General features: G+C 70.2%; 9 protein-coding genes. 5 read left to right on the top strand and 4 right to left on the bottom strand.

Translation table 11 applies throughout. The annotated features are described in order from the left end of the window. Nucleotides 1-35: 35 nt before the first annotated feature. A complete protein-coding gene (locus tag ACIBH4_RS26480) occupies nt 36-680 on the bottom strand; it encodes a M15 family metallopeptidase (RefSeq protein ID WP_362501207.1) in 645 nt (214 codons plus the stop codon). A gap of 121 nt (nt 681-801) precedes the next feature. Then, on the bottom strand, nt 802-1986 hold the full coding sequence (locus tag ACIBH4_RS26475; protein WP_362501205.1) for an ROK family transcriptional regulator: 1185 nt from the start codon (nt 1984-1986) through the stop codon (nt 802-804). Nucleotides 1987-2193: 207 nt separating this feature from the next. Between ACIBH4_RS26475 and ACIBH4_RS26470 the strand changes: the two genes are divergently transcribed. From ACIBH4_RS26470 to ACIBH4_RS26455, 4 genes are all read left to right on the top strand, one after another. Continuing rightward, a complete protein-coding gene (locus ACIBH4_RS26470) occupies nt 2194-3531 on the top strand; it encodes an extracellular solute-binding protein (RefSeq protein WP_362501203.1) in 1338 nt (445 codons plus the stop codon). 2 nt (nt 3532-3533) lie between these two features. Further along, on the top strand, nt 3534-4547 hold the full coding sequence (locus ACIBH4_RS26465; protein WP_362501201.1) for a sugar ABC transporter permease: 1014 nt from the start codon (nt 3534-3536) through the stop codon (nt 4545-4547). Continuing rightward, nucleotides 4544-5452, top strand: a complete 909-nt coding sequence (locus ACIBH4_RS26460) for a carbohydrate ABC transporter permease (RefSeq protein ID WP_362501199.1) — start codon at nt 4544-4546, stop codon at nt 5450-5452. Before ACIBH4_RS26465 ends, ACIBH4_RS26460 begins: the two co-directional genes overlap by 4 nt. Before the next feature lie 123 nt (nt 5453-5575). Beyond that, nucleotides 5576-7030, top strand: coding sequence for a glycoside hydrolase family 3 protein (locus ACIBH4_RS26455; protein WP_362501197.1), 1455 nt, complete (start codon nt 5576-5578; stop codon nt 7028-7030). A 51-nt stretch (nt 7031-7081) separates the two neighbouring features. Here the strand turns inward: ACIBH4_RS26455 and ACIBH4_RS26450 are convergent, their stop codons facing one another. Together ACIBH4_RS26450 and ACIBH4_RS26445 are read right to left on the bottom strand one after the other, a co-directional pair. After that, a complete protein-coding gene (locus tag ACIBH4_RS26450) occupies nt 7082-8356 on the bottom strand; it encodes a condensation domain-containing protein (RefSeq protein WP_362763955.1) in 1275 nt (424 codons plus the stop codon). Between the two features lie 431 nt (nt 8357-8787). Further along, entirely contained in the window at nt 8788-9966 is a 1179-nt protein-coding gene (locus ACIBH4_RS26445; RefSeq protein ID WP_362501193.1) for an ROK family transcriptional regulator, read from the bottom strand. A 774-nt stretch (nt 9967-10740) separates the two neighbouring features. On the opposite strand from ACIBH4_RS26445, the gene ACIBH4_RS26440 reads away from it, so the two are divergent. Next, nucleotides 10741-11190, top strand: a complete 450-nt coding sequence (locus ACIBH4_RS26440; RefSeq protein ID WP_326637143.1) for an Rrf2 family transcriptional regulator — start codon at nt 10741-10743, stop codon at nt 11188-11190. The last annotated feature ends 105 nt before the right edge of the window (nt 11191-11295 follow it).

Below are 11295 nucleotides of genomic sequence, written 5' to 3'. Positions count from 1 at the left end.
GCGAGGCACCGCTGCCCGGCGGTTGTCGTACGAGGTCAGATGGAGACCGGGCCGTAGAGGGCGGCCGGGGAGCCGGTGGTGAGGGCCCAGTAGCGGTCGCCGTAGGACCAGTGCCACCACTCGGTGGGGTAGTTGACCAGTCCTGCCGCCTCCAGGGCGGTGCCGAGGAGCTTGCGGTGGTGGCGGGCCTCGGGGGACAGCCCGGGGGCGTCGGTGTAGCAGGCGCCGTCGCTCTGCTCGGGGGTGGCGTTGAGCGGGGTGCCCATGTCGAGCTCGGTTCCGTCCTCGGTGGACAGGGTGAGGTCGACCGCCGCTCCCGCGGTGTGCGGGGCGATCTCGACGGGCGAGACGTAGCGGCTCGCCGCGGCTCGCAGCTCTGCGGGCGACATTTCCGGATACAGCGTCCTGAGCTCCGCCGAGTAGCCGTCGAAGATCTCCTTCTGCGTCGCCGGTGGCCGGTACCCCTCCACCACCAGCAGCCGGTATCCCTCCGGCAGCTGCGCCTGGGCCTCCTCCAGCCGGGTGAGCAGCCCGAGCCTGAGGTGGGCGAAGGCTCCCGCGGGGTCGGCGAGCCGCCCGTCCGTCCGCAGCCGCCCCCGGACGTCTACCAACCGCTCTCCTGACTCCTCGACGGGGATCGAGACGACTCGGGCATCGGAGATCAGAACGATGTCGCGCATGGCCGTAATTCTTCCCCAAGCACCACCGTGCGCGGACCCGCCCACGAGGGGGCGGACCGGGGAGCGGGCCGGACAGCGGATCACACGGCGGAGCGGAGAGTGGACGAGGTCGCGCGAGACGTCAGACCGTGTCCGAGAACACCTGCTCACGGGCCTGGTGCAGCGCCGACACCAGGGCGCCGCGCAGCACGGGGTTCCCCCTGACCCGGGAGACCATGACCCTGGGCCGGCTCGGGCAGAACCGGGCCACCGCGTCCTGCACCCTGTCGGCGAGCGCGTCTCCCCCGGCCCTGCCGACGTCGCCGCTGAGCACGATGAGCCCGGGGTCCAGGACCACCGCGACGGCGGCGACGCCGACGGCGAGCCGCCCGGCCAGCTCGTCCAGGAACGCCTCGGCACCCTGGGCGACGGCCGTACGGACGTGCTCTCCGACGGAATCGGCGTCGGGGTCGGCCCCGGAGGTGAAGCCGATGCCGTGGGCGCTCGCGAGCCCGGCCACGGCGTCACCGCCGACCAGACGCTGGAACGAGCCCGACTGGGGCTCGCTCACGTCGGTGGGGAGCGGTTCGCCGGGAACGGGGAGCCAGCCGATCTCGCCCGCGCCGCCGGTGAAGCCACGGTGCAGCCGTCCGCCCAGCATGACGCCGAGTCCCTGTCCGACCCCCGCCCAGACGAGCACGAAGTCGTCGACGCCCAGCGCCGCCCCGTACGCGCGTTCGGCCAGCGCGGCCAGGTTCACGTCGTTCTCTATCGTCACCGGGACGCCGAGGTCGCGGCGGAGTTCGGCGAGCACGCCGTTGTGCCAGGAGGGCAGGTCGAAGGAGAAGCGCACGTCACCGGTGCCGGGGTCGACGACGCCCCGGGTGCCGATCACGAAGGCGCGCAACCGGTCGACGCCGATGCCCGCCGCCTCGCACGCCTGGCCGAGCGCGCTCCGCACGAGCCGTACCGGGTCGTCGTGCCCGCTGGGATCCGCGGCGACCTCGGCGACGAGGGTGCCGGTGATGTCGGCGACCCCGGCGCTGATCCTGCCGGGCAGCACGTCAAGCCCGGCCACGTACGCGCAGGAGGGCACCACCCCGTAGAGGGCGGCGTTGGGTCCGCGTCCGCCCGCCTGCTCGCCGACCACCGCGACGAGGCCGCGATCTTGGAGTCTGGAAAGCAGCTGACCGGCGGTCACCTTGGAGAGCCCGGTATATTCTCCCAGCTCGGCCCGGGTGAGAGGGCCGCTGGACAGTAGGAGTTCCAGCGCTGCGCGGTCGTTGAGCTGGCGCAGCAGCCGGGGGGTCCCCGGGCGTGTGGGCAAGGTCGTCCTCCCCGTCACGATCCGCTAACGATCGTTTCTTTTAAGAAAGTTTCTTGTTAGTTTAACCCTAGTCAGCCCGCAGGCAAGCGATCGGAGCCGCGGGTTGCGGCAGTCCCGACAGCTCCCAGTGAGTGCAGAGGGTCACGGGGACCCCGGCTATAACAGATGAGCGCAAACCCCGGCGAAAGCCTGAAAGGGAGAACTCCAGTGAAGTTCGCGAGAATCGCCACCACGACGGCCACCACGGCCGCCCTCGCCCTGGGTCTCGCCGCGTGTGGCAGCAGCGAGCCTGCCGCTCCGGCCGCCGGCTCCGACGCGACGGCCCCCGCCGCGTCCGGCCCCAAGTTCGCAGGTCAGACGCTGACCGTCTGGCGCCTCGGCGCTCCGGACGAGAAGCAGGACAAGCTGATGGCCGACCTGAACGCCAAGTTCAAGGAGACCACCGGCGCAGACGTCAAGGTCCAGTGGGTTCCCTGGCCCGACGCGCAGGCCAAGTGGACCGCCGCCCTCGCCGGCGGCGAGGGTCCCGACGTCACCGAGTTCGGCAACGACCAGGTCGCCGCCTGGGTCGCGCAGGACGCGCTGACCGACATCACCGACGTCGTCAAGAGCGCGCCCGACTTCCAGCAGATCCCGCAGAACCTGTGGGGCTACGAGACGGTGGACGGCAAGATCTACGCCGCCCCGTGGGGTGGTGGCACCCGCGCCGTCCTCTACCGCAAGGACTGGTTCGAGGACCTGAAGATCGAGGTCCCCAAGACCTGGGAGGACCTCGTCGCGGCGGGCAAGAAGATCGTCGCCGAGAAGGGCAAGGACGTCGACGGCTTCGCCTTCAACGGCGGTTCCGACGCCAACATGTCGCTCTCGCCGTTCGTCTGGTCTGCCGGTGGCGACTTCGCCGCCTTCGAGGGCGGCAAGTGGGTCGGCAAGCTGACCGAGCCCGGCTTCAAGGAGGGCTTCCAGTACTACACCGACCTGGTGACCAAGCACGGCGTCTCGCGCAAGTCCGCCCTCACCCAGAACTCGGTGGACATCGCGACCCGCTTCGCCAACAGCAAGGTCGGCATGTACGTGACCGGCGGCTGGGACATCACCACCATCAAGGAGCAGAGCGGCGGCAAGGTCGACGACTCGAAGATGGCCTTCTTCTCGCTCCCGGCCAAGGACGGCAGCGGCCCGGCCCCGGCCTTCCAGGGCGGCAACGACATCGCCATCTGGAAGGACACCAAGAACGCCGAGCTGTCCGCCGAGTACGTCAAGCTCGCCGCCGGCAAGGAGTTCGGCACCCGCTACGCCAAGGAGGGCGGCCTGCTGCCGCTCTACCCCGAGGCTCTGGCCGAGTACGCGGCCGACCCGGTGCAGGCGCCGTTCGCCGAGACCTTCAAGGTCGCCAAGGGCTTCCCGAACGACACCAACTGGGCCGAGGCGAACGACACCAAGGCGGTCCTGCAGAGCGCGGCCCGCTCGGTCATCGAGGGTAAGAAGGACGTCGACACCGCGCTGACCGACGCCAACAAGGAACTCGAAGAGATCCTGAACCAGTAACCATGGCGAACACCTCAACCATCGCCCGGGACGGGGGCTCCCCCTCCGTCCCGGCGCGGGGGCACCGAGGCACCACGCCCCCGCGCGGGTCCAGAGGTCTGCCCGCCTGGGCCGTCCCCTACACGCTGCTCGTCCCCGGCCTGATCGTCATCGCCGGCCTGCTGCTCTACCCGCTGTACCAGATGGTCGTCATGTCCTTCCAGAACGTGGGACTGCGGCAGATCCGGGGGGTACCGGCCGAGTTCGTCGGCGTCGAGAACTACCAGAAGCTGGTCGAGTCCGAGCTGTTCTGGACATCGCTCCGCAACACCGTCGTCTTCGCCGTCGTCACGGTGGCGTGCACCCTGATCCTCGGCACGCTGGTCGGCCTGCTCCTGCACAAGCTGGGCAAGAAGATGTCGACCTTCCTGATCGTCGGCATCATGGCCGCCTGGGCCACCCCGCAGATCGCCACCGCGATCATCTGGCGCTGGCTGTTCGACGCCGAATCCGGCGTGATCAACTGGGTGCTCAACGCGCTGCCCGACTGGTTCTCCTCCCTGCTGTTCGGTCGCTCCGACTGGACCGGCGAGCCGTGGCTCAACGACGCGTTCACCATCTACGTCGTGCTGATCATCGCGGTGGTCTGGGCGTCGTTCCCGTTCATCGCGGTCTCGGTGCTGGCCGGGCTGAAGAGCATCTCCCAGGAGCTGTACGAGGCCGCCAGGGTGGACGGCGCCTCCGCCTGGCGGATCTTCTGGAGGATCACCTTCCCGCTGTTGAAGCCGGTCTTCGCGGTGCTGACGGTGCTCTCGGTGATCTGGGACTTCAAGGTCTTCACCCAGCTGTTCGTGCTGGCGGGCGGCACGTCCAACCGGGAGGCGTTCAACCTGTCGCTGTTCGCCTTCACCCAGGCATTCAGCGCGCCGCCCAAGATGGGCATGGGCGCGGCGATCGCCGTGGTGCTGACGCTGATCCTGCTCGTCATCACCTTCTTCTACGTCCGCCAGATCGTGAAGACGGAGGACGTACGATGACCACCTACGACACACGGGCACCCCGGCGCCGGCGGCCCGCGTCCGGGACGCAGAGCGGTCTCAAGCGGCGCAGGACGCTCGGCAAGGTCGGCCTGAACACCATGGCCGTCCTGGTGTTCCTGTTCGCGGTGTTCCCCGTCTACTGGATGGTGAGCACGGCCTTCAAGAGCAGCGAGCAGATCTTCACGACGGACTTCATCCCGTTCCCCACCGATCCCACGCTCGAACACGTGAAGCGGGTCTTCACCGAGGGCGTCGCGGGCCACTCCATCTGGCGCTACCTGCTCAACAGCTCCATCGTCGCCATCGGCACCGTGCTCGTCGGCGCGGTGTTCGCCCTGCTGGCGGCGACCGCGGTGGCCCGCTTCCGCTTCCGCGGACGCACCTCGTTCCTCATCCTGCTGCTCATCGTGCAGATGGTCCCCGGCGAGGCGCTGCTCATCCCGCTGTTCCTGATGGTCAGGCGGGCCGGGCTGTACGACCAGCTCCTCGGCCTCGTCGTGGTGAACGTCGCCATGACGCTGCCGTTCGCCATCTGGATGCTGCGGACCTTCGTCGCGGCAGTGCCCAAGGAGCTGGAGGAGGCCGCCTGGATCGACGGCGCGAGCCGGTTCGCCACCTTCTGGAGGGTGTTGTTCCCGCTGGTGGCCCCCGGGCTGGTGGCGACCAGCATCTTCTCGTTCATCACCGCGTGGAACGAGTTCGTCTTCGCGCTGACGCTCATCGGCGACCAGAGCAGCTTCACCATGCCCGTGGCGCTGCGCTACTTCGTCAGCCAGCGGTCGGTGGACTGGGGCGGCATCATGGCCGCCTCCACGCTGATGACCATCCCGGTCATCGTCTTCTTCCTCCTGGTGCAGCGGCGGATGGTCTCCGGGCTCGTCGCGGGCGCCGTCAAGGGCTGACCCCATCGGTGCTGGTACGGCCCGCACCCACAAGGCGCGGGCCGTACCAGCCCTGCCCGTTTTCTTGTTGTTCACTTCCATGTCCGACACCCCCCACATCTCAGGTAAGGAACACCTACCGCCATGTCTGAGTTCATCGCGGATCGCGGCGACCAGGGGCTGCGTCGTCTCGCCGCCGGCACGCTGCTCGCCGCGTTCCAGGGCACCGAGGCACCCGAGTGGGTCCTGCGGGAGCTGGAGAACGGTCTTGGCGGCGTCACGCTCTTCGGCTTCAACGTCGCCGACGCCGCCCAGCTGTCCGCTCTCACCTCCCGTCTGCGCGTGTCCGCCGATCCGGTCATATCGCTGGACGAGGAGGGGGGTGACGTCACCCGGCTCGCCTACCACGTCGGCAGCCCGTACCCCGGCAACGCCGCCCTCGGCGCCGTGGACGACGTCGAGCTCACCCGGCGGGTCTACCGGTCCATCGGCGACGAACTGGCCCGCTGCGGCATCAACCTGGACATGGCGCCGTCCGCGGACGTCAACACCGCCGCCGACAATCCGGTGATCGGTACCCGCTCGTTCGGGTCACAGACCGCGCTCGTCGCCCGGCACACCGTCGCCGCGGTCCACGGCCTGCAGGCGGCCGGAGTGGCCGCCTGTGTGAAGCACTTTCCCGGCCACGGTGCGACCCGGCAGGACTCCCACCTGGAGGTCCCGCTCGTCGACGCCTCCGTGGAGTTGCTGCGCGAGCGCGAGCTCGCCCCCTTCCGCGCCGCGATCGAGGCCGGGACCAGATCCATCATGACCGCGCACGTACGCGTCCCCGCCGTCACCGGCGCGCTTCCCGCGACGCTCTCCCCCGCCGCCCTCACCGGCCTGCTCCGCGGCGAGATGGGCTACGAAGGCGTGATCATCACCGACGCCCTCGACATGAGGGCCGTCACCGCCGCCTACGGTCTCGCCGGGGGCTCGGTGCTCTCCCTCGCCGCCGGAGCCGACCTGCTCTGCCTCGGCCCGATTCCCACGGAGAGCGACGTCCGCCTCATCGTGGACGAGATCGTCGCGGCCGTCCGCGACGGGCGGCTTCCCGTGGCCCGCCTGGAGGCGGCGGCCGAGCGGGTCGCCGCCCTGCGCGCCTGGTTCGGCACGCCACGCACCGGCGAGGCCGAGCTGGACGTGATCGGCCTCACCGCCGCCCGTCGCGCGGTCAGCCTCACCGGCTCCGCCCCGCCCCCGGTCGACCCGCTGGTGGTCGAGGTGGACACCCCGCCGACCATCGCGGTCGGCGACGTACCGTGGGGCTTCACACCACTGCTGCCGCAGGCGGAGGTGCTGCGGGTCAAGCCGGAGATGGCCGACGTGGCGGACATCCTGGAGCGCGCCTCGGGCCGCTCCCTGATCGTCGTCGTCAAGGACGCCCATCGCTACGAGGTCAGCCAGTCGGTGGTCTCCGCGCTGCTGGCCGCCCGCCCCGACGCCACGGTGGTCGAGATGGGCCTGCCGATCTGGCGACCCGAAGGTGTCACCTACCTGGCCACCTACGGCGCCGCCCGCGCCAACGCCCAGGCCGCCGCCGAGCTCCTCGGCGTCTGACGGCACCGGCCCCCTCGCCTAGGGGGTGATCGCCCCTTCCCCCACGGAGGGTTACCTCACCTTCCCGAGGTCCGGGACGAGCGGGTCGGACGCGGGAGGCTTCTCTTCAAGCGTGGCGTCGGCTGACTCCCCGGGCATGGAATCGGCTGATGCCACCAGATCCGCGACCTTCGCACGGGGGTGCCCGGAGACGGCGCGCAGCAGCGCGCGCAGGTGCCCCGCGATCACGGACACATCGTCGTGGCCGATCGCGGTGGGGTTGAAGCGCAGACCGAGGGTGAGGCTCGACCCGGCGTCCACGGCCTGGACGTGCAGCGCGCCATGGGCGGCCCCGTTGAAGACGGTCCACTCCACGCCCGCCCCGACACCGGGAAACTCGGGAACGGCCGTCCTTCTGCGGTAGCTGAGCAGCACCGGTGAGGAGGGCGGCTCGGGAGGCGCGTGCCGAAACCGGTACATGGCGCGGAGCTCGGCCCGGACCGTGCGCAGATAGTCCGGAAGACCCTCTTCGAGGCCGGGGTGCGGAACGAACGGCACCCTCGCCACGAACGGCCCGACGCGGTCGCGCGTCTCGCGCGTGCGGGTGCCGAGGTCGAGGGCGAGCGGTGACGCGGAGGTACCGTAGCGGCGCAGCAGCACGCCCACGGCCGCGAGCAGCAGCTCGAACCTGGTCGCGCCGAGCTCTGTGGCGGCCTCGGTGAGGGCCCCGGACTCCGCGCCGCCGAGGACCATCTCGACGATCTCTCCGGGACCGGTGCCGCGTGGGACGGCGCGCAGCCCGGGCAGGGTCGGTTCCGCGGGCTCGCGGTCGCGCTCCCTCCAGAACTCCTCGGCGCCGTCGGGCGTCGCCGGAGAGGCCTCGCGGTCCACCTCCGAGCCGCCGCGCCGTCCCGTCCGCGCGGACGGAACGGCCTGCGCCGAGCCGTACGACGGCGAGACCGGCGAGGAATGCGGCGTCGGCCCCGGCAGGGTCGCTCGTGAGAAGTAGGCGTCGGCGAGGTCGCGGACCAGGACGTCCTTGGAGGCCGCGTCGAACACTCGCCCGTGCGCGGCGAAGAGCAGCCTGACGCGCTCGGGACCCACCGTGACCAGCGTGAACCTGGCGAGCGGGCCGCGTTCCAGGTCGAACGGGCGTGTGGCCTCCGCCGCGGCGAGCTCGGGGTAGCGCTCCGGGGTCGACTCCGCGCGGGTGACCCTGACGTGTCCGAGCACCGGGTGCCTGCCGGCCACGTCGGCGCACGCCTCCATCAGCGCGAGGACGTCGACGGGACCGTTCAGGTGGAGCGCCAGCGGAACTCCCCGCAGGTCGAAAGGACTGTGCGACATCCTGTCCGTCTCCCTCGGGGGTGGCTCACCTCGGGCAGGCGCCGGGGCCTCCTCGCCCCTGGCATGCGATCTCGATGCTGAATTATTAGGAAAGTTTCTTGTTTATTTAACCAACCAGAATGGTACACACGTGACACGCCTGAGACAAGCGACCTGCCACGAAGCGGTCGGGGACGTCGGGGACGACCGTTCGCGATGCCGAAAGAGCGGACCGGACGGCTCGAGCCCCGAACGGCCGGACTCGCCGGCACGGGGCTCGGGGATCTCGGGCAAGGGAATCCAGCTCCAGGAACCGGGACCTCAGGAACTCCCGGCCAAGGACTCCCGCTCCAGGAACCGGACCTCAGGAACTCCCGGCCGATGACTCGCCGAGGACTCCATGCCCGGCGACAGGACCTCGGAGCCCCGAGGAATCAGGAGGATCAGGAGGATCAGGAGGTGAAGATCTCTTCCCTCGCCTGTTCCAGTGCGGCGATGACGGCCCCGCGCAACACCGGGTTGCCCTCCACCTCGCTCGCCACCACCTGCGGCCTGACCGGACAGCTCCTCGCCACCGCCTCCTCGATCCTGGAGGTGAGCTCGTCGCCTCCGGCCCTGCTCACCTCCCCCGCGAGCACCACGAGCCCGGGGTCGAGCACGACGCACACCGAGGCCACCCCCAGCGCCAGCCGCCCGGCGATGTCGTTGATCAGGAGCTCCCCCCGCTCCCCCGCCGCGACCGCCGCCGCGACGCACTCGGCGGCGCTCTCCCCCTCGAAGCCGTACGTCGCGGCGAGCTCGGCGACCGCCTCGGCGCTGACCAGGGACTGCAGGCCTCCGGCGAGCGACGGCAACCTGCCCGGCACGGCCCGCACGTCCTCGGCCAGCGGCACCCCGGGCACCGGCAGGTAGCCGATCTCGCCCGCGCTGCCGGAACGACCCCGGTGCAGCCGGCCGCCGAGTACGACACCGAGACCGATGCCGCGTCCCACCCACAGGAGCACGAAGTCGTCGACCTCGCGGGCGGCACCGAGGGTGCGTTCGGCGATGGCGACGAGGTTCACGTCGTTCTCTATCCTGACGTCGCGGCGCAGGTCACGGGCGAGCGCCTCGTGGATGCCCTCGTGCCAGCCCGGCAGGTCGAAGGAGAACCGCACGTCGCCGGTGCGGGGGTCGACCACGCCGGGGGTGCCGATGACGACCGAGCGCAGTTTGGAGAGCGCGACCTTGGCCGACCGACACGCCTTGACCACCGCGCTGTGCACGAGGGCCACCGGATCGTCGTGTCCTTTCGGTGCCACCTGCACCTCGGCGATGATCTCCCCGTGAATATCGGCGATGGCGGTCGTGACGAATTCCGGGCCGACGTCCAGACCTGCCACATAGGCCGAGGAGGAAATAATCCCATAAAGGGCGGCATTGGGCCCCCGGCCTCCCGCCTGCTCCCCCGCCACCTCCACCAGCCCGCGCCCTTCCAGGCGGGCGAGTGTCTGCGACGCCGTCACCTTGGAAAGGCCCGTGAGCTCGCCGATCTGCCCCCGCGTCAGCGGTCCGGAAGCGAGCAGCAACTCCAGGGCGGCCCTGTCGTTGATCTCCCTCAGTAGCCTGGGCACGCCAGGACGTCGCTCCATACGCATGCTCTCTTGCTCGCCGCTTCCTCTTTTGCTCGTCGCTTCCCCGTCGCGATTACTTTCAATCAGGAATAAGAACTCTATTCTTAATAAGGCTTCCTGACAGTTTAGCCCTGCCCTCGCCCCGCGAGGGCTGCTGAGGACACCCCGGCACCGCCCCCCTCCCGCCCATCGCCGTTTCGCCACACCTCTCCCACACCCGCCGCCGCGATGCCCGCAGGACGAGGGCCCGCGACGCCTGCCCGCTGCGTGGAACGCTCCCAAAAAGCGGCAAAGATTCTTTCCGGCAAGCCCTCGCGGCCGGGGGCGAGGCAGGCTTCGACATGGACGTCATCGCCACGGTCCGGTCCGGTCCGGTCCGGAGCCGGGGCGGAGGCGTCCAAGCTTCCGACATTACGAATATATCGGGAATTTCGCCTATCGGGCGCGATCTGGAACGGAGCACACCGCCCCCTACCGAGTGAGCCGCGGTGCGGTGGTACGACTGGGCCCACAAGAGCCCCCAAAGACGCCTCATCCTCATGGCACACACCCCGGACACACCTCTGACCTGCAACATCACTTCCGGAACCCCGAGGAGATCCCCACCGCCCGCCTCGCTCCGCCGCCGGGCCGTACCCCCGCGACGGCACCTCACCACCGTGTCGCGCACCCGCCGGGACACACCGGCGCGGCGCCCTACGTGCCCGTCGTCACCGAGAGCGACGGGGGTGATTTCACCTCCTTCGGCCCCTCGCGCGTAAGGAACCAATAGCAGGCGGGATAATCGGCTACATGCGCCTATCCGCTCGTGTCGACTATGCCCTCCGTGCCGCCGCCGAACTCGCCGCCGCGGGTGACGGCCCTACCACGGTGGGTGAGCTGGCCAAAGAGCAGGACATGCCTCCTAAGTATCTTGAGAACATCCTGCTTCAGATGCGCCGCGCCGGACTGGTTCGCGGCCAGCGCGGCCCCGAGGGGGGCTACGTACTGGCTCGCCCGCCCGCCGAGATCAGCCTCGCCGATGTGATCCGCGCCGTTGACGGCCCGCTCGCCAATGTCAGAGGGGAGCGGCCCGAGCACGTCGGATACCGGGGTCCCGCCGAATCGCTGCAGCAGGTCTGGATCGCGCTGCGCGCCAGCGAACGGGCGATCCTGGAGGAGGTCACGCTGGAGAACGTGGCCACCGGCGCCCTCCCCGAGCGGGTCCGCAGCCTGTCCGCGGACCCCGCGGCCTGGGACTGATCGTGCCGGGGTGGCCGCCCACAGGGTTCCGGCCGGCCGTGTCCTTCCGGAACCGGCCTCCCGTCCGAGACCGGCCCGTCTCACGAAACCTCGTCCCACGCGGCC

The sequence above is a fragment of the Streptosporangium sp. NPDC050284 genome (assembly GCF_044459525.1).
In the GTDB taxonomy this organism is placed as follows: domain Bacteria; phylum Actinomycetota; class Actinomycetes; order Streptosporangiales; family Streptosporangiaceae; genus Streptosporangium.
This window is presented reverse-complemented; position numbering and strand designations above follow the sequence as displayed.

Bases quoted from the DNA above. Each gene is read 5' to 3' on its own strand.
- ACIBH4_RS26445 (WP_362501193.1), bottom strand. From the start codon at position 9,966: ATGGAGCGACGTCCTGGCGTGCCCAGGCTACTGAGGGAGATCAACGAC.
- ACIBH4_RS26455 (WP_362501197.1), top strand. From the start codon at position 5,576: ATGTCTGAGTTCATCGCGGATCGCGGCGACCAGGGGCTGCGTCGTCTC.
- ACIBH4_RS26450 (WP_362763955.1), bottom strand. From the start codon at position 8,356: ATGTCGCACAGTCCTTTCGACCTGCGGGGAGTTCCGCTGGCGCTCCAC.
- ACIBH4_RS26465 (WP_362501201.1), top strand. From the start codon at position 3,534: ATGGCGAACACCTCAACCATCGCCCGGGACGGGGGCTCCCCCTCCGTC.
- ACIBH4_RS26440 (WP_326637143.1), top strand. From the start codon at position 10,741: ATGCGCCTATCCGCTCGTGTCGACTATGCCCTCCGTGCCGCCGCCGAA.
- ACIBH4_RS26460 (WP_362501199.1), top strand. From the start codon at position 4,544: ATGACCACCTACGACACACGGGCACCCCGGCGCCGGCGGCCCGCGTCC.
- ACIBH4_RS26480 (WP_362501207.1), bottom strand. From the start codon at position 680: ATGCGCGACATCGTTCTGATCTCCGATGCCCGAGTCGTCTCGATCCCC.